General features: G+C 63.8%; 22 protein-coding genes. 12 read left to right on the forward strand and 10 right to left on the reverse strand.

Annotated features, from left to right (window positions below):
* Positions 1 to 315 precede the first annotated feature (315 nt).
* From FEF27_RS08840 to FEF27_RS08850, 3 genes are all read left to right on the forward strand, one after another.
* Complete coding sequence (locus FEF27_RS08840) at positions 316 to 705, forward strand: helix-turn-helix domain-containing protein (RefSeq protein ID WP_166429980.1); 390 nt, start codon at positions 316 to 318, stop codon at positions 703 to 705.
* Entirely contained in the window at positions 705 to 2,066 is a 1,362-nt protein-coding gene (locus tag FEF27_RS08845; RefSeq protein WP_138170501.1) for a tyrosine-type recombinase/integrase, read from the forward strand. Before FEF27_RS08840 ends, FEF27_RS08845 begins: the two co-directional genes overlap by 1 nt.
* A gap of 68 nt (positions 2,067 to 2,134) precedes the next feature.
* Positions 2,135 to 2,425: a hypothetical protein gene (locus tag FEF27_RS08850; protein ID WP_138170502.1), complete on the forward strand. Its 291-nt coding sequence runs from the start codon at positions 2,135 to 2,137 to the stop codon at positions 2,423 to 2,425.
* 145 nt (positions 2,426 to 2,570) lie between these two features.
* Here the strand turns inward: FEF27_RS08850 and FEF27_RS08855 are convergent, their stop codons facing one another.
* Positions 2,571 to 3,260: a TIGR02391 family protein gene (locus FEF27_RS08855; protein ID WP_166429981.1), complete on the reverse strand. Its 690-nt coding sequence runs from the start codon at positions 3,258 to 3,260 to the stop codon at positions 2,571 to 2,573.
* 455 nt (positions 3,261 to 3,715) lie between these two features.
* Here FEF27_RS08855 and FEF27_RS08860 point away from each other — a divergent pair, with 455 nt between their 5' ends.
* From FEF27_RS08860 to FEF27_RS08890, 7 genes are all read left to right on the forward strand, one after another.
* Positions 3,716 to 4,342, forward strand: coding sequence for a hypothetical protein (locus FEF27_RS08860; protein ID WP_138170504.1), 627 nt, complete (start codon positions 3,716 to 3,718; stop codon positions 4,340 to 4,342).
* A 66-nt stretch (positions 4,343 to 4,408) separates the two neighbouring features.
* The gene (locus FEF27_RS08865; RefSeq protein WP_138170505.1) at positions 4,409 to 5,503 is read left to right on the forward strand and encodes a BMP family lipoprotein; all 1,095 of its coding nucleotides are present in this window, start codon (positions 4,409 to 4,411) and stop codon (positions 5,501 to 5,503) included.
* Positions 5,504 to 5,546: 43 nt separating this feature from the next.
* Positions 5,547 to 7,115, forward strand: a complete 1,569-nt coding sequence (locus FEF27_RS08870; protein ID WP_138170506.1) for an ABC transporter ATP-binding protein — start codon at positions 5,547 to 5,549, stop codon at positions 7,113 to 7,115.
* On the forward strand, positions 7,112 to 8,416 hold the full coding sequence (locus FEF27_RS08875) for an ABC transporter permease (RefSeq protein ID WP_138170507.1): 1,305 nt from the start codon (positions 7,112 to 7,114) through the stop codon (positions 8,414 to 8,416). The genes FEF27_RS08870 and FEF27_RS08875 overlap by 4 nt, the downstream gene beginning before the upstream one ends.
* Positions 8,413 to 9,723 carry an ABC transporter permease gene (locus FEF27_RS08880; protein WP_138170508.1) on the forward strand — a complete coding sequence of 437 codons (1,311 nt, stop codon included), beginning with the start codon at positions 8,413 to 8,415 and terminating at the stop codon, positions 9,721 to 9,723. The genes FEF27_RS08875 and FEF27_RS08880 overlap by 4 nt, the downstream gene beginning before the upstream one ends.
* A 483-nt stretch (positions 9,724 to 10,206) precedes the next feature.
* Positions 10,207 to 10,824 carry a DUF47 domain-containing protein gene (locus FEF27_RS08885; RefSeq protein WP_138170509.1) on the forward strand — a complete coding sequence of 206 codons (618 nt, stop codon included), beginning with the start codon at positions 10,207 to 10,209 and terminating at the stop codon, positions 10,822 to 10,824.
* Position 10,825: 1 nt separating this feature from the next.
* Positions 10,826 to 11,839: an inorganic phosphate transporter gene (locus FEF27_RS08890; protein ID WP_138170510.1), complete on the forward strand. Its 1,014-nt coding sequence runs from the start codon at positions 10,826 to 10,828 to the stop codon at positions 11,837 to 11,839.
* Here the strand turns inward: FEF27_RS08890 and pstB are convergent, their stop codons facing one another.
* The 9 genes from pstB to FEF27_RS08935 all read right to left on the reverse strand — a co-directional run bounded on the left by pstB (position 11,840) and on the right by FEF27_RS08935 (position 21,768).
* The gene (gene pstB, locus FEF27_RS08895; protein ID WP_138170511.1) at positions 11,840 to 12,619 is read right to left on the reverse strand and encodes a phosphate ABC transporter ATP-binding protein PstB; all 780 of its coding nucleotides are present in this window, start codon (positions 12,617 to 12,619) and stop codon (positions 11,840 to 11,842) included.
* 39 nt (positions 12,620 to 12,658) lie between these two features.
* Positions 12,659 to 13,843, reverse strand: a complete 1,185-nt coding sequence (pstA, locus tag FEF27_RS08900) for a phosphate ABC transporter permease PstA (protein WP_424991676.1) — start codon at positions 13,841 to 13,843, stop codon at positions 12,659 to 12,661.
* Positions 13,844 to 13,866: 23 nt separating this feature from the next.
* Positions 13,867 to 14,760 (reverse strand): phosphate ABC transporter permease subunit PstC, encoded by an 894-nt coding sequence (pstC, locus tag FEF27_RS08905; RefSeq protein ID WP_138170535.1) that lies wholly within the window; start codon positions 14,758 to 14,760, stop codon positions 13,867 to 13,869.
* Positions 14,761 to 14,822: 62 nt separating this feature from the next.
* A complete protein-coding gene (pstS, locus tag FEF27_RS08910) occupies positions 14,823 to 15,950 on the reverse strand; it encodes a phosphate ABC transporter substrate-binding protein PstS (RefSeq protein ID WP_243729170.1) in 1,128 nt (375 codons plus the stop codon).
* 177 nt (positions 15,951 to 16,127) lie between these two features.
* Entirely contained in the window at positions 16,128 to 16,679 is a 552-nt protein-coding gene (locus FEF27_RS08915) for an amino-acid N-acetyltransferase (RefSeq protein WP_138170513.1), read from the reverse strand.
* Positions 16,676 to 17,341 (reverse strand): hypothetical protein, encoded by a 666-nt coding sequence (locus tag FEF27_RS08920; RefSeq protein WP_138170514.1) that lies wholly within the window; start codon positions 17,339 to 17,341, stop codon positions 16,676 to 16,678. Before FEF27_RS08920 ends, FEF27_RS08915 begins: the two co-directional genes overlap by 4 nt.
* Positions 17,342 to 17,393: 52 nt before the next feature.
* Positions 17,394 to 18,623, reverse strand: a complete 1,230-nt coding sequence (gene chrA, locus FEF27_RS08925) for a chromate efflux transporter (RefSeq protein ID WP_243729171.1) — start codon at positions 18,621 to 18,623, stop codon at positions 17,394 to 17,396.
* 53 nt (positions 18,624 to 18,676) lie between these two features.
* Positions 18,677 to 19,771, reverse strand: coding sequence for a fatty acid desaturase family protein (locus FEF27_RS08930; protein ID WP_138170516.1), 1,095 nt, complete (start codon positions 19,769 to 19,771; stop codon positions 18,677 to 18,679).
* Between the two features lie 131 nt (positions 19,772 to 19,902).
* On the reverse strand, positions 19,903 to 21,768 hold the full coding sequence (locus FEF27_RS08935; RefSeq protein WP_138170517.1) for a sensor histidine kinase: 1,866 nt from the start codon (positions 21,766 to 21,768) through the stop codon (positions 19,903 to 19,905).
* A gap of 67 nt (positions 21,769 to 21,835) precedes the next feature.
* Here FEF27_RS08935 and FEF27_RS08940 point away from each other — a divergent pair, with 67 nt between their 5' ends.
* Both FEF27_RS08940 and FEF27_RS08945 read left to right on the forward strand, forming a co-directional pair.
* Complete coding sequence (locus FEF27_RS08940) at positions 21,836 to 22,519, forward strand: response regulator (RefSeq protein ID WP_424991677.1); 684 nt, start codon at positions 21,836 to 21,838, stop codon at positions 22,517 to 22,519.
* Positions 22,520 to 22,559: 40 nt separating this feature from the next.
* Positions 22,560 to 24,728, forward strand: a complete 2,169-nt coding sequence (locus tag FEF27_RS08945) for a S9 family peptidase (RefSeq protein WP_138170518.1) — start codon at positions 22,560 to 22,562, stop codon at positions 24,726 to 24,728.
* The last annotated feature ends 162 nt before the right edge of the window (positions 24,729 to 24,890 follow it).

The raw sequence follows: 24,890 nt of genomic DNA on the forward strand, positions 1-24,890 counted from the left end.
CAGAACTCGCCCCTGACTGCTGGTCCGGCAGAGACAACTGGGCCATTTCAATCTTCCTCTCCAGCGATGAATGCCGCCAGTCACGCACTGAAGCAACGCTATAGATGTAGTGCCCGCCCTGTTGTCTGATCCACTGCGTGCTCCATGCAGTGGAGCCCCGCACCCACTGACGCAATTGGGCACTTTTGGCGTCACGCCAGGATGCCCGGACGTGACATGAGTACCTTGTTTCACTAGTAAGTGTCCGGTTGAGTACAAATATTGCCTTGCACTTTCTGCTGCCAAATGGCTGCAGAGCCCATTACAGTGGAATCCATGAAGTCGAGACCATCGTTGCCCCCAGGGCCGCTGTCGAAGGCCGTGTCGAAGCTTGTCCGCTCAGAAATCAACGACCGGAAGATCACCCAAGGCGAGCTCGCAGAGCGTCTAGGCAAGTCACGCAGTTATGTCTCTGAACGCTTAAATGACGCCGTCACTTGGAACGTGAACGATCTCGAGGAAGTGGGAGATGTTCTCAGCCTGGGAGCACACGGGCTTTTCCTTCGTGCACTGCAGATTTACGAGACAGAGAAGCACCTCGAGCGCTTCGCTTCAGACTTCGTCGTCCAGTTCCTTCGTGACATGACTCCTCCGTCCGAAGAATCTCCCGATGAAGCAGAAATCCGAGAGATCTACCGCCAGTGGGTTCAGCAGCGAGGTGAGTGATGGGACGTCGAGCAAACGGGGAGGGCTCTAAGCCTTACCAAGTCAGCAAAGGACGCTGGAGGGCTGATGTCACCGTCGGGACTGACCCGATTACCGGAAAGCGCATCCGCAAGCCGGTCTATGGCCGATCCCAGGCTCTCTGTGCGGCTGCCCGTCGCGACCTCATCCGTCAAGTCGAAGACGGCGCCGTCACCATCGGTTCCGCCCCCACTCTCCAAGAATGGCTGGACCATTGGCTCTACGTCATCAAGAAGGAGACGTTGAGGGACAGCACCCTGGAGGGCTACGAGGCGAAGATCGCCTGGCTGAAAAACACAAAACTGGCCCGAACCAAGCTGGACAAGCTCAACCCTGAGCATATTGAGACTTTCTACGCACGTAAGCGGGCTGAGGGAAGGGCCGTTGCTTCAGTGCTCCAGCTTCACCGCATCCTCAACGGCGCTTTCAAAGCAGCAGTGAAGCGGGGAAGGCTCGGCTCCAATCCCCTGCTGAAGGTTGATGCACCTTCGGGCCGCTCCGACGAGGCCTTTGTGCCGCCAACCTTCACCCCAGAAGATGCTCGGAAGATCATCGCTCATGCAGAGACATTGCCGCCATCTGAGGCCGCACGCTGGATGATGGCGCTCACCTATGGGCCCCGGCAAGGTGAAATTCTGGGGTTGGGCTGGGATGCAGTGGACCTTGACAGCGGTCAAATTGACCTTCGTCGGACTCTCTACCCCAAGAAATGGCGGCACGGATGTGATGACCGTAGCCGCTGCCCCGCGAAGGGACCGCACCTCTGCCCATCCAGGCATGGTGGCGGCCTCTTCTTTGGAACTCCTAAGTCGCAGGCTGGGCGACGGAGTGTCCCCGTCCCCAAGCAGGTGCTGAAGCACCTGAAGAAACTTCATGCAGAGCATCTGGCCCTGAATGCAGCTGAGGGTGAACGACGTCAGCAATATACAGATCCGAACGGCGTCACCGTTGACCTTGTCTTCTGCCAGCTCAACGGTCGTCCGCACCGCCCTGAAAGTGATTGGAGGCGGTGGGAAGCACTCCTGGAGGAGTGCGGAGTTGGCCACCGCCGGCTTCATGACGCACGGCACGTCTCGGCCACAATGATGCTGACGCTCGGCATCGATGCCCGTGTCGTGATGGACCTCATGGGCTGGAGCCAGCGGGCCATGTTGGACCGGTACCAGCACGTGCTCGACGACATGAAGCGTGACGTCGCAGCGCAGGTCGGAAATGCCCTCTGGGCTCATCCGAAATCCCCAGAAGACCCCAACCCGGAGCCAGGCGACGACATCAAAGAAGGGCCTTCCAGTGACACGACCGTCATTAACTTCGACGAGTGGAAACAGCGTCGCACGGGCTAACTGAACCCAGGTTGGTTCAGGGCCTCATCGCCGTTCTACACCAATCGTGATAGTGGGAGAATCAGCACATGGACCTCGACAATGCAAAGTGCATCCGATGCAGCAGAGTGGTGAGCGTCGAAAGCGATGAGTTTGACGAGGGTGAGGCTACGATAGACGGCTCATATATCTGTAGGCACTGCACCACGCGAGCTGAAGAACAAGCTGCTGTCGAAGATGCATGGCGTCTCAATAATGCCCTTGCTGACGCAGGACTACTAGGTGCTGAGGTGGACACTGAGACCATGGGTGAGCAGGAGTACGAGATGCGTGAGGATCTCACGCAGTTGTTCTACGAGGCTGACACTGACGCTCAATAGGCGCCTCACCTCGTCGTCAGCTGATGGCCGCCGATTTGATGGCGCGGGCACCGCACACCTGAGGCGCTAGGAAAACAGTAGGGCCCGGTCAGCCTGAAGATCTGAGCTAGAAGTAGCTACGAAACAGTTGCTGCTGGCTACAGGATCACCTGCTCAGCCGGGACTCGGCGATGTCCAGGCGGCGATGGAGGAGGCTGGCCAGCGCGAGCGTCTCCAGCGCCTCATTCGGGTCGTCGCCGTGGGCAAGCTCGTGTGCCTTCGGATTTCGGATCCCTACCATAGCGCCCCGGAACAGGTGGAAGAAACCATCGCGCTCGTCCTCGCCACTGCGCCCTTCCTCGACTCCCACATCGAGTTTGAACCCCTGGGGCTTGAACGCCTCCTGCATGAGTGGCGCTCCCGACAGCTCCAAACCGGTTAGTCGTCGCACCCGGACTTCGACCGACTTCATAGCCTCAGTGATAGCTGAGTCATACTGACCGTCCGCGAATAGCGTGCTTGCTGAGGAGATGACCTCCGAATGCAGTAGTTCAAGATTTAGTCGCCGCACCGGAGCCTGGCGCACAGGCTGGGCCTGGCCCCATTTTACCTTTGCGTAACCGTTGGAGCGGCCGAATGATGCTTTCATGCTGGCGGGCATCGGGTTCTGCTCGATTTCAGCCGCGACCTTGAGTATCGTCCCGCCCCTGGGGTCTGGCATCTCGACGTGGTCACCTTCATAGAGAGGGTCCTCGAGAGCGAAGTAGGCCTCATTCGAGTTCAGCAGTTGGGCCTCAGTCTCCACTCGCTCTTCGTCAGCGGTTCCATAGTTCTTAACGATCGTCACAAGAGTCATGCCTTGACGGCGTATCAGGGGCGGAAGAGGTGTCATAGATCAAGCCTATAGGGCGTCGCGGGACACGGCTTGGGCCGAACTGCGCATCCGGCAGAGAGCGGTGAGCTTGCCAACCTTGCGCAAAGCCTAGCTGATTACTGCTGTGGGCGATTAGCGCTCGGAAAAATGGCCACCAAAATGGCCACCAGACGGCCATTGGGCACTCACTAAGCAAGCTGTCGATGGCCTGGGATCGCTGATATGGCGGGGATCTAGTGACTCACTGCCAGGCTGGCCTATCGCCTTCGCAAGCGGATTAAAAGTCCGATGCTCTACCAGCTGAGCTAAAGGCCCTGGTCGTGTTGGATCTGGCCGTCAAAAAGGCCAGAAACTATGGTATCCCACACCGCGCCACAACCATACTCGAGCCGGTCCTCTGCGAATGCAGCGGCGAGTCCAGCTATCATGGCGGTCCCATGAAACATGCCCCGCGTTACCGCCGTCCCGCGTACTCAGACCCCGCGTCGTTCGACCGACGCGAGGGTGGAGCTGACCCGGCCGACATCTCCCAAGCCGCGCATGACACCGCCCACGCGCTGATCAATCAGGGGCGGCACGCGGCGGACCCGGAGGCCACTGCGCGGTTCGTTCGACTCGCGGAAACAGAGGGTATTGAAGCGATTGCCGAGTTGTGGGCACACTCCCCTGCCCGGTCACTGGCCGGAGCGCTGTGGCGGATCTATGCGCTGCGAGCTGCCATTCAGAAGTCCCCGGAACGGATGAGTGAGTTCTACCGGCTCGGACGCAGCCACTCTGCCCCCTCCGCCATTGCGGGAGTCGCCGAACCACCGACCGCAGAAGAGATGAACCGACTCACCGACCACCTTCTTGCCGGGATGTACTCCGGAGACATTGACGTCGCCTTCGACCGTGCGGGTGCTTTCTGCCGAGTCATCGCCCGAGGCCAGGCTCTCTGGGCCGACAGGGCACACGTGAGCGCCCGCGAAGCCCAGGTGCTCACCGAGCGAGCGAACCGGCTGGTAACTACGGCCGAGGAACTTGAATCCTCAGCTCGAGCCTTCCGCACCGGCGCTCTCGACTGAGGACTGTAATATGGCCCCACTGCGCCACATCGGCGCTCGCATCACTCACACCACAGGAGATCCACGATGAGGTCTTTCAAGCCCAAAACACTTTTCAGCCTGGCTGCCGTCGGCGTGCTCGCCCTCTCCGCCTGCGGCGAAGCCCCCGACGATGAGCCCGATACAGACGAGGAGAACGGCGAAGCCCAAGCCGAAGACAACCCCGACTACACTGCCTGTCTCGTCTCCGACGAAGGCGGGTGGGACGATCAGTCCTTCAACGAGTCTGCTTACACCGGCCTCCAGAACGCCATCGACGACTTCGGCATCAACTCCTCCACTGCTGAGTCCTCCTCCGAAGCTGACTTCGGACCCAACGTCGATGCCATGGTCCAGCAGGGCTGCGATCTGACCTTCGGGGTGGGCTTCCTGCTAGAGGACGCCATCAACGACGCCGCTCTGGACAACCCAGATCTCAACTTCGGCATCATCGACTCCACCCTTCCCGACGAACCCGATAACGGTAAGCCACTGGTGTTCAACACCTCAGAAGCCTCCTACCTGGCGGGATACCTGGCCGCTTCTATGACCGAGACCGACACCGTCGCGACCTTTGGCGGACTCCAGATCCCCTCGGTCACCGTGTTCATGGACGGATTCGCCGACGGCGTGGAGCGCTACAACGAGGACCACGACGCTGAGGTCAGCCTGCTCGGCTGGGACAAGGACGCACAGGACGGCTCCTTCTCCGGCGGATTCGACGACCAGAGCGCCGGACGCGCGCTCACCGAGCAGTTCCTGGCCCAGGACGCCGACATCATCATGCCCGTGGCAGGTCCGGTGGGCCTCGGCGCTGCAGGCGCCATCGAAGATGACGGGGAAGCCAAGCTGATCTGGGTGGACACCGACGGATACGAGTCCACCGACTACGGGGACATCATTCTCACCTCAGTGCTGAAGCAGATCTCTCAGGCGGTCTACGATACGGTCGAAGAAGGCGTCGCCGGAGACTTCACCTCCGAGCCATATGTGGGCGACCTGGAGAACGAAGGTGTGGGCCTGGCCCCGTTCCACGACTTCGAGGACGAGGTCCCGGATGAGGTCAAGGACAAGCTCTCCGAGCTGACCGAGGAAATCATCAGCGGCGAGACCGTCGTCGAGTCTGAGAACGCTCCACAGTAGTACCCATCCCCACAGCGCAACCCGTCTGAGGAGAACTAGTGGCATGAAGCTGCAGCTCAAAGGTGTCACCAAACGCTTCGGCACCTTCACCGCCAATGATCAGATTGATCTGACGGTGCAACCTGGGGAGATCCACGCCCTGCTGGGTGAGAACGGCGCGGGTAAGTCCACGCTGATGAACACCATCTACGGGCTGCACTCCCCCAATGAGGGCGAGATCCTCCTCGACGATAAGCGCGTGACATTTGATGGTCCCGGAGACGCCGTGGAGGCCGGGATCGGCATGGTGCACCAGCACTTCATGCTGATCCCGGTCTTCAGCGTGACCGAGTCCGTCATGCTGGGTTATGAACCCACCAAGACCGCCGGCATGATCGATTTCGCGGAAGCCCGGCATCGCGTCCAGGAGATCTCTGCCCGTTTCGGCTTCGACGTCGACCCCGACGCGATGATCGAGGACCTTCCCGTGGGTGCCCAGCAGCGCGTGGAAATTATCAAGGCACTGTCCCGGGATGCGCGGGTGCTCATCCTCGATGAGCCAACCGCCGTGCTCACCCCGCAGGAGACCGACGAACTGATCAGCATCATGCGCCAGCTCAAAGAAGCCGGCACCTCCATTGTCTTCATCACCCACAAGCTCCGGGAAGTCCGGGCTATCGCTGACAAGATCACGGTTATCCGGCGCGGCAAGATCGTCGGCGAGGCCCTCCCTGAATCCACTGAGACGGAGCTGGCCAGTCTCATGGTGGGCCGGGAGGTCAACCTCGCCACGCAGAAGGAACCCGCGACCCCCGGAGAGATCGGGTTCTCGGTCGAGGGACTGACCGTGGTCTCCGGGAGCGGGAAAGTCGTCCTGGACAACGTCAGCCTGAGCATCGCCCGCGGGGAAATACTCTGCGTCGCCGGCGTTGACGGCAACGGCCAGACCGAGCTGGCTCAGGCGATCCTCGGGCTGCGCAGCGCCGTGGCCGGCACCATCTCCCTGGACGGCACCAACCTGCGCCGGATGAGCGTCAAAGAACGCCTTAATGCCGGCATCGGGTTCGTGCCCGAAGACCGGTCCACTGACGGGGTCATCCCCGCGTTCTCCATCACTGAGAATTTCGTCCTGGACCAATATGACCAGCAGCCGTATTCCAACGGCGTCGCAATGCGACCGAGCGTGATGCGTGAGGCCGCAGTGAATCAGACCTCACGGTTCGACGTCCGCCTCGGCACCGTGGACGACCCCATATCCACGCTCTCCGGGGGCAACCAGCAGAAAGTGGTGCTGGCCCGGGAGATGAGCCGCGATATACGGCTCTTCCTGGCCAGCCAGCCGACCCGCGGGCTCGACGTCGGGTCCATCGAATTCGTCCACCGCACCATCATCGAGGAGCGGGACAAAGGTACCCCCTGCCTCATCGTCTCCACGGAGCTCGACGAGGTGAGCAACCTGGCCGATCGGATCGCGGTGATGTACCGCGGCGTCGTGGTGGGAATCGTCCCCGGCGACACCAATCGGGATGTGTTGGGGCTGATGATGGCCGGGGTGCCGGTCGAGGAGGCCTACACCCAGGCGGAGCAGCACCACACCATCCTCGGTGAAGCAGACGAGGAGGCCCAAGCATGAGCACGCAGCAGACCAGCGACGACGCCCGCACCCCCGGGGGCGCTCTGAAGGAGGCCGAGTCCCGCCTGCACTACGCAGTGCGCGAGCTCTCCCAAGCCTCCTGGGTGATCACCCTGCTCTCGGTACTGGTGGCCCTTGTAGTGGGTGCGCTGCTCATCCTGGCCACCAACCCGCAGGTGCAGGCCACCATGGGGTACTTCTTCGCCCGGCCCGGAGACTTCTTCCTCACCAGCTTTGAGGTGATCCGAGATGCGTACTCGGCACTGTTCCGAGGTGCAGTCTACGACTGGCAGGCGGCCACCCCGCAGCGAGCGATCCGACCCATCACCGAGACCCTGGTCAACGCGGTGCCGCTGATCCTGGCCGGGCTGGGCATCGCCATCGGGTTCCGCTCGGGAATGCTCAACATCGGGGGTCAGGGCCAGATCATTCTGGGCGCCACCTGCGCAGCCTTCATCGGTTACGCCTTCCAGCTTCCCCTGGGCGCGCACCTGCTGCTCGCACTCGTCGGCGGGGCCCTCGGCGGCGCCATCTGGGGAGGCATCGCAGGTGTCCTGAAGGCCAAGACCGGTGCCAATGAGGTGATCGTCACGATCATGCTCAACAACATTGCGCTGTACCTGATTGCTTGGCTGCTGCGCCAGCAGTGGTTTGTTCAGACCGGATCCAATCAGCCCATCTCCGCCTCGGTCGACGAATCCGCCCGGCTCTTCGGCATCCTGGGCACTGGGTTCCGACTCCACGCCGGTATCCTCCTGGCCATTGCGGCCACCATCTTCGTCTGGTGGCTGCTCGAGCGCTCCACCCTCGGCTTTGAAATGCGCGCCATCGGTGAGAATCCGGAGGCTGCGCGTACCGCCGGGGTCAATGTTCCGAAGGCCACCGCCTTGGTGCTGATTATCGGTGGTGCGCTCTGCGGGCTCGGCGGTGCGGCCCACCTCTTGGGCACCGAGTACCGCCTGGCGGCCGGAATCGCCGGGACGCTCGGCTTCGACGCGATCACCGTAGCCCTGCTGGGACGCTCCAGACCCCTGGGCACCTTCCTGGCCGGGGTGCTCTTCGGCGGACTCCGCGCAGGCGGTGTGCTGATGCAGGCGCAGACCGGCACCCCCATCGACATTGTGCTGGTGCTGCAGTCGGTGATCGTGCTGCTGATCGCCGCTCCGCCGCTGGTGCGCGCCATCTTCTTCCTGCCCCACCCGGACGGCAGTCCGCGAGTCCGCCGGCGACGCCGACTCCGAGACCAACAGGCCGCAGAAGCTGCCTCTGAGCCCGCGCCGACGCAGGAGGTGAGCAAATGAGTGAACAGCCCACCCAGGAGTCAGTTGCCGCGGTCAGAGCGGAGCCCCGCCACGAGGCAGATACACATCTGCAGCCCATCAAGTGGAAGTTCCCCATCACCTATGTGCTGCTGGCACTGCTGTCACTGGGAGCGTTCACGTTCCTGACCCCCAGCGGAGCGGTGACACAGTTCCGGCTGGCTACCGCAACAGATATTGTCACCCTCCCCGCGGCGAACCTGCCCTCATTTGCCACGGCCCTGGTGCTCAGTCTGCTCCAGCTCGGTCTGGGCGTATTGGCCGTCGTCGCCGCCGCGCGCCGGATCAAGCTCGGGCTCTGGCACCCCATGCTGTTCGGCCTGCTGTTCGTGCTGGCGTTCCTGGTCTACGCGGGGGCCGGCCGGGGTGCTTTCATCCCAGTGGTCACCCTGCTCGCCGGGGCCCTGATGCTGTCGGTGCCGTTGATCTTCGGGGCCATGTGCGGTCTGGTGGGTGAACGCTCGGGCATCATCAACATTGCAATCGAGGGCCAGCTGCTGGCTGGGGCGTTCCTTGCTGCAGTGGCGGCGTCGTTCTTCACCTCCGCCTATGTGGGACTGCTCGCCGCACCGTTTGCCGGTGCGGCCGTGGGCGGGCTGCTGGTGTGGTTCGCCGTGAAGTACCACGTGAACCAGATCATCGTTGGGGTGGTGCTCAATGTGCTGGTGATCGGCTTGACCAGCTTCCTGTACTCCACCGTGCTGACACAGAACGCAGAGATGTGGAACGCCCGTCAGCAGCTGCCACGGCTGCCGATCCCGGGCCTGAGCCAGATCCCGATCATCGGTCCGGTGCTGTTTAACCAGACCATCCTTGTGTACCTGATGTATGTCATCGTGTTCGCCCTTCACATCCTGGTCTTCAAGTCCCGGTGGGGGCTGCGCATGCGTGCCGTAGGTGAACACCCCAAGGCCGCCGACACCGTTGGCATCAATGTCCCACGCACCCGGGTCTTCAACACCGTGCTGGCCGGCGGCATCGCTGGCCTGGGCGGCGCCTACTTCACGGTGGGTCAGGGATTGGCGTTCGGCCAAGAAATGTCAGCCGGACAAGGGTTCATCGCCTTGGCCGCCATGATTCTGGGGCGTTGGAATCCTAAGGGTGCGCTGTTGGCCGCCCTGCTTTTCGGGTTCTCCACCTCCGTAGGTCAGGTGCTCTCCACCATCGGCACACCGGTCCCCTCAGAGATGCTGCTGATGCTGCCCTACGTCATCACGATCTTCGCCGTCGCCGGTTTCGTCGGACGGGTGCGTCCACCGGCAGCCGAAGGTGTGCCCTACATCAAGTGACCCCGGGGGTGCGCCTCCCCGGCGCGTGCGGGGCGCCATGGCCGCGTCCTGCTCGCGTGGTGCCGCCTCGCTCGTTCTACCCCGCCTTGCCCGTTCTACCCAGCCTTGCTCGCATGACCCTGCGCTATAGCGTGAGGTGTTAACGAAGAGTCGGGGTAGATCCACCGGGGGCGGTCTGCTGCAGCGCTCCGCCAGCCCACGCCGCCGCCGGGCCACCGTCCACACGCGCGGCTTGACCGAGTCCCGGGTGCAGCGGCACACTGGTCTTCAGGTGTCGGGCTGCAGGTAACCCCCGGGCTCCAACCTTTAGCCGCTACGAGCGGCCACGCGCCGTGAGGCGTTCCCAGCCCGACACCCACCCCCTTTGAACGGCTAGCTGGTCCGCAGCTGTTCACCCGGTGGATATACACTCACCATCTGTCACATACCTGCCGTTTACCTTCAGCGGCAGGACGCATCGCATTGACCAGGGGCCGGGACCGCATGAAAGCTCTCAACCGCCATCGGAAGCACCAATCAGCAGAGCTGCTGATCAGTATCACAGCCGAGCTGCGCTCCGGCCTGAGCCTACTTGCCCAGCTGCTGGGTACACCTGCCGGGGAGCTATCCTCCCACCAGGAGGAGCTGCTGGGCCTGGAGGGCCGCACCATGGACCTCCACTTCAACCTCATGACCCATATTCGCAGCGTTTTCCTCACCCCGCTTCCGCGCCAAGACATCTTCGCCATCTCCCAGCAGCTGAACCGCACTATGGAGCATGTGGTGGCGGCCGGGGACCTCATTCTGCGTCGAAAAGGCCTCGAGCTGCCCAAAGAGGCTGCCGAAATGCTTGAATCCCTCACCCGCCAGGCGGAGCTGACCGGCGAAGCGATGGGCCGGCTGGAGGACTTTGACCACCTGGAGGAGTACTGGGTGCAGCTGCAGCGGCTGAGCAAGCAGGCCAACAGGCGACACCGCGATTGGGTCACCTCCACGGATTCGGCCTTCCAGCCCAATATTGCTCAGCAGCAGGCACAGTTGGCGGACCAGATCCTGGCGGCTGTCCATTCGCTGAGGCAGGTTGCTGCGATCTGCGGGTCGATCATCGTCCGGGAATCCTGAGGTGGAAGTTCTGCTGTTGGCGCTGATCGTCGCCATCATGGCGCCGACCCTGTACCTCGCAGGCCTTCATGACGTCCCCAACTCCATCGCGATCCCGGTGCGCACCCGTGCGCTGACCCCGGGCATGGCCGTGCGTGCAGCGGCGTCGTTCAATGCCCTGGGCGTACTGCTGGCAATGCCTCTGGGCCTCTACCTCTTCTCCTGGTTCGAGTTCCCCGACATGGAGGCCGCCATGGCGCTCAGCGTGGTGGCCTCAGCATTGGCGGCGATCTTCGGGTGGAACCTGTTCACCTATTTCCGGGGCATGCCGACCTCGCTCACCCACGGCCTGCTGGCGGCCCTGCTCGGTGGCACGCTTGCTGCAGTGTCCATAGGGGACGTCAGCACCCAGAGCGTGTGGGCGCTGCCGTGGCTGACGCCGCTGCTGACGCTGTTGATCTCGCCGCTGGTGGCCGTCGGGCTGGCTTATGTGTTGGTCTTTGCCGCCGTGCGAATCGCGCGCGGTGAGGACCCGCACGATGTCAACCGCATCGCCCGAGGCCTGCAGTCAGTCTCTGTGGGCGTGACGTCCCTGGGTACGGGCCTGCAGCAGGGACAGCGGTTTGCCTTTGTGCTGCTGATTGCCCTGGGGGCCGCAGGTATCGCCGATCCTGAGGGGTGGATGGGCCCGGCCTATGTGGTCTTCGCTGTGCTGATTGGCGCGGGAGCGTTGCACGGAGGCTGGCGGATCGGGCATGTGCTGGCCCACCGTCTGGTGGTTATCGACCCGCTGCGCGGGATGGTTGCGACGACGGCCACCTCGGGACTGCTGTTCATGGGGTCCCTGGGATTGGCGCTGCCATTGTCGACATCACTGACAGCGGCGAGCGCGATCATTGGCGCCGGGTCAAACCAGCGGTTTGCCACGGTGAACTGGCGGCAGTGCAGGCGCATCGCCCTCTACTGGGCTGCCACCCCGGTGGTGACGGGAGCCGGAGCCGCCGTTCTCACTCTGGCGCTGAGCCCACTGCTGTGATCACCCAAATTTTCCAGAGACGTACCGCTCGGTCTGCTGATTGCTGGGGTTGTTGAAGATCGTAGAGGTCTCGGCATACTCGATCATCCTGCCCGGCTTCCCGGAGCCTGCAATGTTGAAGAACGCGGTGTTCTGACTCACACGGGCTGCCTGCTGCATATTGTGAGTGACGATCACAATCGTGTACTCCTGCTGCAGCTCAGCGATCAGGTCCTCGATGGCGAGAGTGGAGATGGGGTCCAGCGCAGAACACGGTTCGTCCATCAGGATGACCTCGGGCTTCACCGCAACGGTCCGGGCGATGCAGAGGCGCTGCTGCTGTCCACCGGAGAGACCGGAACCGGGCCGGTCAAGCCGGTCTTTGACCTCGTTCCACAAGTTGGCCCCGCGCAGCGCGCTCTCCACGATCCCGTCGGCGTCCGACCTCGACATCCGCGCACCATTGAGCTTGTAGCCAGCCAGCACGTTCTCCCGAATGCTCATGGTGGGAAACGGATTGGGGCGTTGAAAGACCATACCGACCATCGCCCGCACTGAGACGGGGTCCACCCCAGGGGCGTAGATGTCATCGTCATCCAGCAGCAGCTGGCCCTCCACACGTGCGCCGGGAAGGACCTCATGCATCCGGTTCAGGCTGCGCAGAAAGGTGGTCTTGCCGCACCCGGAAGGCCCGATGAACGCGGTGACCGACCGTGCGGCGATCTCAATGTTCACCCCTTCCACGGCGAGAAAGTCGCCGTAGTACACGTTGAGGTCTTTGGCGGTGATGCTCTTGGACATTGCTTCAACACATGCTTTCTTGAGGATGATTAAGGGAAGTCAGCGGCCGGTGTTCTTCGGCGCAAGAAACGTGGCAATCAGACGTGCGGTGAGATTCAGGCCCATCACGATGATGATCAGCACCAGAGCCGCTGCCCACGCCCGCTGGTGGGACGGGTCGGAGAAATTGGGCGACGTCGGGTTCTGAAACTGCCGGAAGATAAACACCGGCAGCGCTGTCATCCAACCCTGGAACATGTTCCAGTTGTTGCTGACGATGAACCCTGCGGTCACCAGGATGGGCGCGGTCTCACCGATGACTCGAGCAATGGCCAGAGTGACCCCGGCAGCAATCCCGGAGATTGCGGTGGGAATCACGACCTTCAGGATCGTCCGCCACTTCCGCACACCCAGTGCATAGGAAGCTTCGCGGAGCTCATTGGGCACCACTCTCAGCATCTCTTCGGTGGTGCGAACGACCACCGGGATCATTAGCACCGACAACGCAATCGCGGCTGTAATTCCCATGGTGGAGCGCGTCGGCAGCCCCAGACCCAGGCTGTTTCCGACCCCGAGGAACCACCCCACCGCTGCCGCTCCGAACAGACCGGCAACAATGGAGGGAATCCCGGTCATCACATCTACAAAGAACGTGATGGCCCGCGCCAGCGGCCCTCCACGGGCGTATTCGACCAGGTAGATCGAGGTCATCAGGCCGATCGGCACGGAGATGAAGGTGGCGCTGAGGGTGATCAGCAGCGAACCCACCAATGCGTGCCGGATCCCACCCAGGACCGGCTCACCCTCTTCCTGGCTTCTGCGGTCAATGGTGCCGTCGATGCCCCGCATATCTGAGGCGAGGAAACCAGGTTCAAGCAGGCCGGGGATGCCGATCGAGGTGACCGACCAGATCACCGAGACCAGCGGCAGCAGTGCGATGATGAAAGCCAGGTACACCAGGTGCTTCCACAGCGTGTCTGTGGCCTTGCGCCTGCTCACCTTCGCCCGGGTGACTCCGTAGCTGATGATCACGTAGAGCACTGCCGTGAGGATGAACCAGATCGCCATATTGAAGGTCATCAGCGCGCTCAGAGCCGCCCCGAGCACTGCCGAGACCGCCAAGATCACCAGGCTGACCCACCAGGGCATGTGACGCTGCGTCAGCGACCTGGGCCGGGGGGTGCTGGCCGGGGCCGGGGCATGCTGGTTCGCGGGACCGGCAGGTCCCTGCACGGAGGTAGGCATCGGTTGCTGCTGTGTCTGAGTCATCAGTTCGCTCCGGAGAATTCTTTGTGGCGGCTGACAATCCAGCGTGCGGTCATGTTGACGATCAGCGTGATGATGAACAGGACCAGCCCGATGGCGATCAGCTGAGCCTGGCGCTCCGATCCGGGCGGCGCCTCAGGGAAGCCCAGGGCTATCTCCGCGGGTATGGTGCTGTTTCCTGCAGAGATCAGCGAGGCGGTCAGGAGGCCCGGGGACAGGACCAGCGCGACCGCCATGGTCTCCCCCAGCGCACGACCCAGACCGAGCATGACCCCGGAGATGATGCCGGCTCGGGCGAAGGGGAAGACCGCCATGGTGATCATCTCCCAGCGTGTCGCCCCGAGCGCCAAGGCCGCCTCCTCATGAAGCTTGGGCGTCTGGATGAAGATCTCCCGGCAGACCGAGGTGATGATCGGCAGGATCATCACCGCCAGCACCACACCCGCAGTGAAAATAGTCCTGCCCGTCTGCGAGGGGCTGCCAGCAAAGAGCGGAATGAAGCTCAGGTGCTGGTGTAGCCATCCGTACAAAGGCACCAACGTGGGGCCGAGGAAGCTCATCCCCCAGGCGCCGTAGACCACCGACGGGATCGCCGCGAGCAGGTCGATGACGTACCCGATGGACTTGCTCAGCCGGGGCGGGGCGAAGTGGGAAATGTAGAGGGCCACGCCCACAGCCACTGGTGTCGCCAGCAGCAGCGCGATCAGTGAGGCGATCAAAGTCCCGATCACCAGCGGATACGCATACTGCAGGAACTGGCGGATGATCAGGCCCTCTTCCTCCCGATACACCGCTCCGACGGAGTTGAAGCTGAGGAACACCGCGACGAACACCAGGGTGGCCAGAATTGCCACCCCAGCCAGCAGAGCGAGCCCCGAGAACACCTTGTCACCCATGACTCCCCCGGAGTCAGAGGTGACAAGCGTGTTGCGGGCGCTGGGCGACTGAGCTCGCGTGGTCACTGTGCGCTGATCTGCGAAATCGCATCCATGGCAGTGCTGCGCAGATCCTCCGACATCGGGGCATTGCCAGCTGCAGCCTCGGCTGTCTGCTGGCCCTCCTCGGAGACGAGGTACTCCGCAAAGGCGACCGCCAGATCAGCTGTCTGCTGGTCTGGGTACTCATTGCAGAAGATGTTGTACGCGGCCAGGACTATCGGGTAGGCGCCTGCTTCCTCGGTGTCGCGGTCCAGCTCCACTGCCATGTTGTTCGGCGCCTGGCCCTCGACCGGTGTGGAGGAGGCGACCGCCTGCGAGGCCGCCTCTGCGTTGTGCTCGACGTAGTCCTCGCCGACCAAGACCGCAACAGAGTTCAATCCGCCGATCTGTGAAGCGTCCGCGTAGGTGATGGCACCGTCGGTCTGTGAAGTGAGATCCACTACGCCCGAGTTCTGCTGAGCGGACTCCGCCGAAATCTCTGAGGGCCAGGCGTCACTGGCCTCCCACTCCCAGGTGCTGGCGGCCGCTTCCAAGTACTCAGTGAAGTTGTCCGTGGTGCCGGAATCATCGGCGCGGTGGACCACGGTGATGGGTGTGTCCGGCAGGTCCACATCCTCATTGTGCTCGGCGATGGCGTCGTCGTCCCAGGACGTGACCTCCCCGGAGAAGATGCTCGCGATAGTGTCGGCGTCGAGATTGAGGGTCTCGTCGATGCCTTCAACATTGAATGCCACAGCGATCGGCGAAATGTAGGCGGGGATGTGGAACGCGCCATCGGGACCGCAGATTTCCTTCGACTGCTCCCACTCTTCGTCTTCCATGGCTGAGTCGGAGCCAGCCCAGTCATACTCACCGCCGAGGAATCCGTCCCTCCCGGCTCCCGATCCGACCGAGGCGTAATTCACCTGCGCCTCGGGTGCCACTGAGGTGAACCCATTTGTCCAGGCGGTCATGGCAGCCTCCTGCGAGGAAGCGCCCCCGCCGACAAGAGTGCCTTGGACCTCGCTGGTCTCACCGCCGCCGTTCTCCCCGTTTCCGTTCTCATCGCCGTTTTCGGCCACCGGGTTGTTGGCCTCACCGCAGGCCACGAGCACGAATGATGCGAGGGACAGGAGGGCCGCCGTGCGGCCGAAACTTGCTGCGTTCACGTTTGTGCCTCTCTGAGGATTGAGCGTTGGCGTCTGCGCGCAGCCGCCAAGTTCCATAGGGTTGTGGCATTTACCGGCAAGTGCTCCTGACCTCAGGCGCGCTTGCTCAGCCGGATGCCACGCTAAGAACCTCAGGTGACCAGAAGTTGCTGCCGGGGTGAACTCAGAGTGAACAGCTCAGGACGACTCGGTATCCAGATCCAGGATCATGCGTGTATTGCCCAAAGTGTTGGGCTTCACCCGGGCGAGGTCGAGGAACTCCGCGACACCCTCGTCCGGCGAGCGCAGCAGCTCGACGTACACCTCAGGGTCCACCGGGGCCTGGTCCGCCATGATGCGAAAGTTCTGCCGGAGAAAGAACTCCACCTCAAACGTCAGACAGAAGACACGGGACACCCCCAGGTCAGTGGCACGGGCCAGCAGCTGGTGCAGCAGCCCGGATCCGACGCCGTGGCCTCGCCAGGAGTCCAGGGTCGCCAGCGTGCGGACCTCAGCGAGGTCCTCCCACATCACGTGCAGCGCGCCGAACCCTATGAGGTGGCCGTGGGAGTCCTCCGCCACCAGAAATTCCTGGATGGACTCGTAGTACGTCACCCGCTCCTTGGGTACCAGCACCCGCTTCTCCACCAGTGGCTGCGCCATCTCCACGATGCGCGCCACATCGGAGGTCCGCGCCGGTCTGATCTGGAACTGGGCTTCTGCGGAGCTGGTGCTGGGGTTGTGGCTCATTCCGATCTCCCGCTCATCTGAAAAGTATGTGGCTCGCTGGTGATCCCGGAGACCGCCACCGTGAGCTGATATTCCGCAGTGGCCAGATCCGCCGGTTCGGAGCAGTCCACCGAGGAGTCGGAGCGTGGCCACAGCATATTGGCACGTTCGGCCTGGCCCGGCTCAAGCTCCATCTCCAGGGACTCCCCGCGAAGGTCGCATTGCGCGGTGGTGAAGATTTCCCGGCCGCCGGTAGAGACCCGGTATTCCTGTTCTTCAGTGCCCACATCCAGCGTGCACTCTGAGGTGCCGACGTGCTCGATCTCCATCATCAGCAGCGGTGCGGTGCTGGCGTCGTAGGACTCATGGCTGGTCCGAGCCCGCACTTCGATGTCCTCAGCGGTGCAGACGCCCTCCTCCACCGTCTCCTCCTCTTCGGGTTCCTGCTCTGCGGCCTCAGTCTCCTGGTCCTGGGTCGGTTCCGGGGTGGCAGCGGCGTCGTCGTTCTGGTTCTCCGTCCCGTTCAGGGGGCTGGCACCGGGCTGGTCGGATTCCTCGGTCAGTGCATCGAAGAGCAGGCGTGCGCCCCACACCGCCAGGGCCAGGGCGAGGACCGCCAGCAGCGCCGCAGCCAGCCGCCGGCGGCGATACACGGCGGGGGAAGGACGACGGCGCTGAGTCATAGTCCTCTAGGGTAACGAGGGCGGCCCTCAGTTCAGCGCACCGGCGCGGACTCTAGAGGGCGAGCCAGCCCAACACCCCGGCGACGAGCACCACAGCCCAGGCGGGGGCTTTCCAACTGTTCAGCGCGGTGAATGCTCCGATGGCCAGCAGCAGCGCACCGAGGCCGACGTCGAGCACTCCTGCGGTGAAAACTGGGTCGTAGAGCGCCGCAGCGAGGATACCGACCACTCCGGCGTTGACCCCCATCAGGGCACGCCGGACCTGGGTGTGGCTGCGCAGGGCCTCCCAGAACGGCAGCGCTCCGAGCACCAGCAGCGCTGCGGGCAGGAAGATCGCCGCGATGGCGATCACCGCTCCCGGAATGCCGCCGGGCCCCTCAAGTGTGGACGCACCCAGGAACCCGGCGAAGGTGAACAGCGGACCGGGAACTGCCTGGGCCGCACCATAGCCGGCCAAGAAGGTGTCAGCCTCCACCAGGCCGGTGGTGACCGTCTCGGCCTGCAGCAGCGGAAGCACCACATGGCCTCCGCCGAAGACCAGTGACCCGGCGCGGTAGAAGAGATCCACCAGTGCTGCGTAGGCGTTGCCGGTCAGCCCCACCAGCAGGGGAAGCCCGGCCAGCAGAAGGGCGAAGAGTCCCAGACATCCGGCTGCGAGCCGCTTAGAGACCCGGACTCTGAACTCATCACCCTCGGTAAAGGTCTCCGCCGCAGGTTTCAGCCACACCAGTCCGATGAGCCCTGCCACGGCGATGGCCGCCACCAGGATGAAGGGTGTGGGAAGCAGCAGCACGATGATCATGGTCAACGCGGCGATCGTCGCCCGCGGCGCATCCGGAGTCAGCGTCCGGGACATTCCGAGGACTGCGTGGGCGACGACGGCCACTGCCGCGGCTTTCAGCCCGTGGACCCATCCCGCTTCAGAGAGGTCTCCAGCACCGGCCACGCCATAGGCGAAGGCCACCAGCAGAATGACCGAAGGCATGGTGAAGGCGAACCACGCCGCACACATTCCCCAGAGCCCGGCGCGCTGCAGGCCCAGGGCCATGCCTACTTGGCTGGATGCTGGCCCCGGCAGGAATTGGCACAGCGCCACGAGATCTGCATAGGCACGCTCACTGACCCAGCGGCGACGTTCTACCAGCGCTTCACGAAAGTAGGCCAGGTGCGCCACGGGCCCGCCGAAACTGGTCAGCCCGAGTCGGAGGAAGACGAGAAAAACCTCGGTCACTGTGCCCGGGGGCGCGTTCCGCGGGGCAGGCTCGGGCGGGGAGGAACTCACACCCGTCATCCTGTGCGGTTATCGGACCGCGGTCAACTGCCGCGGCGGACCGGTCAGCGGGGGCGGAACTGCGAGGTGACGGGGCAGTCCATGGGGTCGGCGTAACCGAGTCCGACTCGGTTGAGGTAGCGGATGACAATCCCCCACGATTCGATGAGACCGGTTTCGGTGTAGGTGATGCCGCGCTCTGCGCAGAACTGCCGGACCAGCGGCTGGACCTTGCGCAGATTGGGACTGGCCATGCGGGGAAAGAGGTGGTGCTCGATCTGGTAGTTCAGCCCGCCCATGGCGGCGTTCATCACCCGACCGCCGCGGATATTGCGGGAGGTCAGGATCTGACGTTGCATGAAGTCCACTTTGGCGTCCTTGGGGATCAGCGGCATGCCTTTGTGGTTTGGGGCGAAGGTGGCGCCCATGTAGACGCCGAACACTGCGACCTGCACGGCAATGAACACGGCACCGAGGACTGGGCCGAGCAGCAGGATGATCAGTGCGGGGTAACCGATGAGTCGAACCGCGAGGAAGGCACCTTCGGTCTTCCGGTGCTTGACCTTCTCGGAGGTCAGGACAACATGCACCGCATGGTAGTGGAGCACAAAGCCGAAGAACATGAGGATGGGGAAGAAGAACCAACCCTGCCGTTTGACGAACCATCCAGCCAGCCCGGTGCGGCCCTCGGCGTCCTCCGGGACAAAGGCGAGTGTGCCTGGAGAGATGTCGCCGTCTTTGCCGATGACATTGGGGTGGGCGTGGTGGGTTCCGTGTTTTTTCGCCCACCAGGCGTAGGACATGCCCACCACGAGATTGCCGACTATCCGGGAGAGCCGGTCATTGCGCCGACCGCTGTTGAAAACCTGTTGATGGGCGGCGTCGTGGGCCAGGAAGGCCACTTGCGTGAAGAGAATACCGAAGAGCGCCGCCACGGCAAGCTGCCACCAGGAGTCGCCCACGGCCACCAGCAATGCCCCAGCACCGATGAAGCTCAGAGCCAGCACAATGACCCGGCCGATATAGCTCTCAGCACTGCGGTCCATCAACCCTGCCTCCTTGACCCGCTGGGCGAGTTCAAAGAAGTCGTTGGTCTGCCGGTTCCTGACCGGCCTGCGCTCAGACCTGATCGCCGGTGCAGTGTCCTGGGTGATCGTCATTATCGGGTGGAATCCCTTCCTCACACGGCCGTGGCGAACTGGTGACCGTCCGCTCTTGCTTTCACGGTACGTCACCGGAGCCTGTGGCACGTCACCCGGTGGAGCCAATCTGACCCCCTACCGGGGTACTGTCACAGCGGCAAGTGCGCCCGGAGGGCGAATCCCCCCGCGGCAGTATGCTCCGTGGTCACACTCCCGCCGACGGCAGAAGCCCGTTCCCGAATACCGCTCAACCCCAACCCCGCCCCAGGAGCAGGATCCACCACCCCATCGGGCGAAGGACCATTCACCACCGCAATGCGCAGGCTCCTCACCTGGTGGTGAACCTCGGCAGTGACATCTACGTCGACGGTGGCGGAGGGGGCGTGTCGCAGCGCATTGCTCAGCGCTTCCTGAACTATCCGGTAGGCGGCCAGTCCCGTCGCCGCAGGCGCGTGGACATCCTCACCCAGATTCAGGCCGCTATAGGTAATCGTGGTCCCAGAGGCGCGGGTGGATTCGATGAGCCGGTCGATGTCATCCAATCCCGGCTCCGGGGCGGTGGGGACGTCGTCGTCGCCGCGGAGGATGCTCAGCAGCATGCGCATTTCACTCAGCGCCTGCCGGGAGGATTCCGCGATGTCATCGAACTCACGCAGTGCGGCGGCGCTCATCCCCGGGATGCGGTACTGCGCAGTCGCCGCCTGCACGCTGATCACAGACATGGAGTGTGCGACGACGTCGTGGAGCTCACGGGCAATCCGGTTACGCTCCTGGAGCTCCTTGCGCCGACGGTCCTGCTGCGCGCTGGTGCGTTGCGCTTCCTCCAACCGCCCCGCGTTGAGTATCCAGATCCGAACCAGGATCCCGATCACGACGACGCCGGCCGTCAAGGAGGCGTAGACCACACTATTGGCCATGGCCCCGGCGGGCACTTCGGAGACGCTGACCAGGGCCACGAGCGTCAGCACAACCCCGGCACACCAGGCTGAGACTGCGTGGTACCAGGGCCGCGCCAGAGCTGCGACCATCAGAACCGCAGACTGCGTGATCATCGCGGTGACCGGCCACGGCCAGGGCGCGGGGGAAGAGCTGACGGTAGCGATCATGATGCCCCCGGCCGCGCCCACTGACAGCGCAAGGCCTGTCCAGGGGCGGGTGAGCGTGAGCACCGCGGCCCCGCAGTGCACCAGCACCAGCAGCAGCGCGAGGACCACATTGACCGAATGCACCGCGACGGTGACCGGCCAGGCGACCGAAAACAGCACCAGGGCCGCAAACCCGGTGCCGATCCAGGACCAGGCAGCACAGCTGAAGGAAGCGGTCCGATACCTGGTATCTGGGCGGGACCCCCCGGCGTGCGCACGTTCTCCTGAAGTCAGCAGCGCCGTGCTCAACGAAGCGTCTGCAGCCGCCAGCGCGTGGATCACCGCCGGCAGGGTCGCTATGAACGCCAGGCCCAGCAGAAAAAGCACTCCCGCGTCCAAGACGTACTGCCCAATGGCTGACAGCGGCACCAACACCGGGTTGATCAAGCCGAGCAGCTGGATCAGCACACCCGGGGTCGGCAGGAACAGCGACCAGAAGAAGTAGGTCACCGCCGCCGGCCCGGCGAGCGACCACAGCACCGCCACGGTGAAGGTCACCGCCCGCAGCGCAATCGTAATGAACGTCTCAAAGACGAGGTCCAACCACCGCCGCGGGTCCGCTAAGACTCGGAGTCTCCCCCACACCCCCGTGCCCAGGGGCTGGTAGACGACCGCCGGGGCAGTGGCTCCCCAAATGCGCAGTCGGGTCCGGTCCAGTTCCGCGAAGCCTGAGGCCACCACCAGAGTCAGTGGCATAAGCAGCGCCCCGACCCAGATGATGGCCGTCACCGCCGAAACCACCGTCATCACCAGCAACAGGCTGAAGCTGAACACCGCGATCGGAAAGCCCGGCACCACGTAGGTGTAGTCACGTGCCAACCGGGAGGCGATCCCTCGCGTGTGCTCAGCGTGCAGCCATGGGGAGGTCATAGAGTACAACAGTACGTAACCGCTGCAGGCTCCCGCGCCCTGCGGCGGCCTGCTGTACCGTGAACCCGTGACAACCTCACCTGTTGCTGACGATGTGCGCGTACTCGTCGTGGACGATCAGCACATGATCCGCGCCGGATTCGCCGCACTGTTGGACGCCCAGCCCGGGATCCACGTGGTGGGCACCGCGGAGGACGGCGCCGGGATTCTGGAGATCGTGGAAAGCACCCAGCCCGATGTGGTGCTGATGGACATCCGCATGCCCGGAGTCAATGGCCTCGAGGCCACACGTACCGTGCTGAGCGAGGCAGCCAGTCCGCCGCGGATTCTGATGCTCACCACCTTCGACGCCGACGAGTACGTCTTCGCCGCCCTGCGCGCAGGTGCCAGCGGATTCCTCCTCAAAGACGCCACCCCGGAGGAGCTCATACACGCAGTACGCGTAGTGGCACAAGGGGAGGCGCTGTTGTCGCCGCGGATCACCCGCACCCTCATCGCTGACTACGCCGAGAGACCTCCCTCTCCCGTGCAAAACACAGCACTTCTGGAAGGACTCACCGAGCGCGAGTTGGATGTCATGCGGCTGATCTCCCGGGGCCTGGCCAATGCGGAAATCGCCGCCAGCCTCTTCTTGGCTGAGCAGACGGTGAAGACCCACGTCTCACGGATCCTGAGCAAGCTCCAGCTGCGTGATCGGACGCAGATTGTGGTCATAGCGTATGAATCAGGGCTGATCCGCCCGGGCGAATGACTCCGCCGGGAGCGGCTGCAGCCTCTGATTGAATGGTCCCATGACCACCCCTTCTCCGCCCCTTGCCAAGAAGATCCCCACCCAGCGCACCCGCCACGGCGACACCTTCTGCGATCCGTACGAATGGATGCGCGATAAGGACGATCCGCAGGTGCTGGAGCACCTTGCCGCCGAGAACGCCTACACTGAGGCCGTCGCCGCGGAGCAGGAGCCGTTGCGCAGCGCCATCTATGCGGAGATCAAGCGGCGGACTGTGGAGACTGACCTCTCAGTGCCGGCCCGCCGGGGCAGCTGGTGGTACTTCCTCAGGACTATCGAGGGTGAGCAGCACCCGGTGTTCTGTCGCGTCCCGGCCTCTGCGGAGGCGTCGTCGTTGTCCGCATGGACACCCCCGGAGGTCACCGCAGGGGAAACGCTGCCCGGGGAGGAAACCTACTTCAACACGAATGCCGAAGCATCCGCCCACCCCTTCTACTCCCTGGGCGGTATGGCGGTCAGCGAGGACGGGACGCTGCTGGCCTATGTGGAGGACACCTCCGGGGACGAACACTTCACCCTGCGGCTGCGGAACCTGCAGACCGGTCAGGCGTTGCCGGAGTCGGTGGAGAACGTCCACTACGGGGTGCATCTGTCTCCCGACGGGAAGCGCGCCTACTACCTGACCGCCGACGCTGCGTGGCGGCCGCACCGGTTGTGGCAGCACACCGTGGGGACGCCCGCGACCCAGGACCGGCTTCTGCTGGAGATCACGGATGTCACCCAGTGGCTGGGCGCCGGACTCTCAGCCGATCGGCGGCAGCTGGTGATCGAATCCGGCAATTCGGAGTGGAACGCCACCCGGCTGCTGGACCTCACCGACCCCGCCGCTGAGCCGCAGCTCCTTGTGCCAGCCGAGCGCAGGGTGTTGAACTCGGTGGCACCATGTGAGGTCGACGGTGAGGCGATGCTGCTGATCACCCATAACCAGCAGGGCCCCAACAACGCAGTGTCGCTGACCACCGCTGAGGCGCTGCTGGGCCAGGCCGGCAGTGACCAGCTGGACCTGGGGCCCACTGTGATCCAGCACGACGACGCCGTGAAGCTGGACGACAGCGTCATCGTCACTGCCGCTCAGGTGCTGGTGGAGGCCCGCATCAGCGCCAATCCCTCGGTGCGGATGCTGTCTTGGGACACCGTCCGGCAGGTGCGTGACGGCGCGGCCGGTGTGAAGGCGGCGTCGCTCCCCGGCCCGGTGTTCGAAGACACGATGCACACCATCAGCGTGGAACAGGCCAGCTATGACGCCCCCCTGTTCCGAGTCCGCTACTCCTCCTGGCTGGTGCCCGACCGGATCTATGACATTCCTCATCAGGATCCCGTGCCGATCCTGCGCCGGGAGACTCCAGTCAACGACTACCACCGGGAGGACTACCGGGCGGTGCGGGAGTGGGCGACTGCCCCCGACGGGACCGAGGTTCCGGTGACGGTGCTGCATCACAAGGACCTCAGGCGCGACGGCACCCACCCGGCGGTGATCTACGGCTACGGCTCCTATGAGATCTCCAATGACCCGGGCTTCGCCGTGCCACGGCTGAGCCTGCTGGACCGCGGGATTGTCTACGCCATTGCCCATGTCCGCGGCGGCGGTGAACTGGGGCGGCTCTGGTACCAGAACGGGAAGAAGCTGCACAAGAAGAACACCTTCACCGACTTCCTGGCCGTCACCGATCACCTGGTGGACAGCGGGTGGGCGGACGCCACACGGCTGGCGGCGATGGGCGGGTCCGCCGGCGGCCTGCTGATGGGGGCGGTGGCCAACCTGGCTCCAGAGAAGTACCGAGCGATTGTGGCGCAGGTGCCGTTCGTGGACAGCTTGACCACCATCCTGGACCCGGAGATGCCGCTGTCGGCCGGGGAGTGGGAGGAATGGGGCAACCCGATCGAGGACCCCGAGGTCTACCGCTACATGAAGTCCTACTCGCCCTACGAGAACGTCCGCCCAGCACGCTACCCGGCCATTGCCGCAGTGACGTCTCTGCACGACACGCGGGTGATGTACGTGGAGCCCGCCAAGTGGGTTCCTGTGCTGCGCGAACACCAGCTGGGCCAAGCCCCGATTGTGCTGAAGACCGAGCTGGATGGCGGTCACGGCGGGGCCTCGGGGCGGTACGAGAAGTGGAAGGACCGCGCATGGGACTACGCCTGGGTGGCCAGCTTTATCAGCGCCTGAGGCTCGCGGTCTCCGCAGGGGTCGGCCTGGTGCACCTGGCCATACCAGTGAGAGCCGGCTCAGCCGGGAGCGGCACATCCGATGGGACGGACCGTCATGCTCTGACGGAAGTCCCATCGCATGTAGCGCAAGCGGCCCACACGGAGGATTAAATGCCACATC

Origin of the sequence: Nesterenkonia sphaerica (genome assembly GCF_005771565.1) — a bacterium.
GTDB classification, from domain to species: Bacteria; Actinomycetota; Actinomycetes; order Actinomycetales; family Micrococcaceae; genus Nesterenkonia; species Nesterenkonia sphaerica.

What these genes read in the sequence shown, in the direction of transcription:
- FEF27_RS08865 (WP_138170505.1), top strand. Translation starts at nt 4,409, where the DNA reads ATGAGGTCTTTCAAGCCCAAAACACTTTTCAGCCTGGCTGCCGTCGGC.
- FEF27_RS08855 (WP_166429981.1), bottom strand. Translation starts at nt 3,260, where the DNA reads ATGACTCTTGTGACGATCGTTAAGAACTATGGAACCGCTGACGAAGAG.
- FEF27_RS08870 (WP_138170506.1), top strand. Translation starts at nt 5,547, where the DNA reads ATGAAGCTGCAGCTCAAAGGTGTCACCAAACGCTTCGGCACCTTCACC.
- FEF27_RS08840 (WP_166429980.1), top strand. Translation starts at nt 316, where the DNA reads ATGAAGTCGAGACCATCGTTGCCCCCAGGGCCGCTGTCGAAGGCCGTG.
- FEF27_RS08845 (WP_138170501.1), top strand. Translation starts at nt 705, where the DNA reads ATGGGACGTCGAGCAAACGGGGAGGGCTCTAAGCCTTACCAAGTCAGC.
- pstA (WP_424991676.1), bottom strand. Translation starts at nt 13,843, where the DNA reads ATGCCTACCTCCGTGCAGGGACCTGCCGGTCCCGCGAACCAGCATGCC.
- FEF27_RS08860 (WP_138170504.1), top strand. Translation starts at nt 3,716, where the DNA reads ATGAAACATGCCCCGCGTTACCGCCGTCCCGCGTACTCAGACCCCGCG.
- FEF27_RS08945 (WP_138170518.1), top strand. Translation starts at nt 22,560, where the DNA reads ATGACCACCCCTTCTCCGCCCCTTGCCAAGAAGATCCCCACCCAGCGC.
- pstC (WP_138170535.1), bottom strand. Translation starts at nt 14,760, where the DNA reads ATGGGTGACAAGGTGTTCTCGGGGCTCGCTCTGCTGGCTGGGGTGGCA.
- FEF27_RS08885 (WP_138170509.1), top strand. Translation starts at nt 10,207, where the DNA reads ATGAAAGCTCTCAACCGCCATCGGAAGCACCAATCAGCAGAGCTGCTG.
- FEF27_RS08915 (WP_138170513.1), bottom strand. Translation starts at nt 16,679, where the DNA reads ATGAGCCACAACCCCAGCACCAGCTCCGCAGAAGCCCAGTTCCAGATC.
- FEF27_RS08935 (WP_138170517.1), bottom strand. Translation starts at nt 21,768, where the DNA reads ATGACCTCCCCATGGCTGCACGCTGAGCACACGCGAGGGATCGCCTCC.
- FEF27_RS08920 (WP_138170514.1), bottom strand. Translation starts at nt 17,341, where the DNA reads ATGACTCAGCGCCGTCGTCCTTCCCCCGCCGTGTATCGCCGCCGGCGG.
- FEF27_RS08875 (WP_138170507.1), top strand. Translation starts at nt 7,112, where the DNA reads ATGAGCACGCAGCAGACCAGCGACGACGCCCGCACCCCCGGGGGCGCT.
- FEF27_RS08880 (WP_138170508.1), top strand. Translation starts at nt 8,413, where the DNA reads ATGAGTGAACAGCCCACCCAGGAGTCAGTTGCCGCGGTCAGAGCGGAG.
- FEF27_RS08930 (WP_138170516.1), bottom strand. Translation starts at nt 19,771, where the DNA reads ATGACGATCACCCAGGACACTGCACCGGCGATCAGGTCTGAGCGCAGG.
- pstB (WP_138170511.1), bottom strand. Translation starts at nt 12,619, where the DNA reads ATGTCCAAGAGCATCACCGCCAAAGACCTCAACGTGTACTACGGCGAC.
- FEF27_RS08850 (WP_138170502.1), top strand. Translation starts at nt 2,135, where the DNA reads ATGGACCTCGACAATGCAAAGTGCATCCGATGCAGCAGAGTGGTGAGC.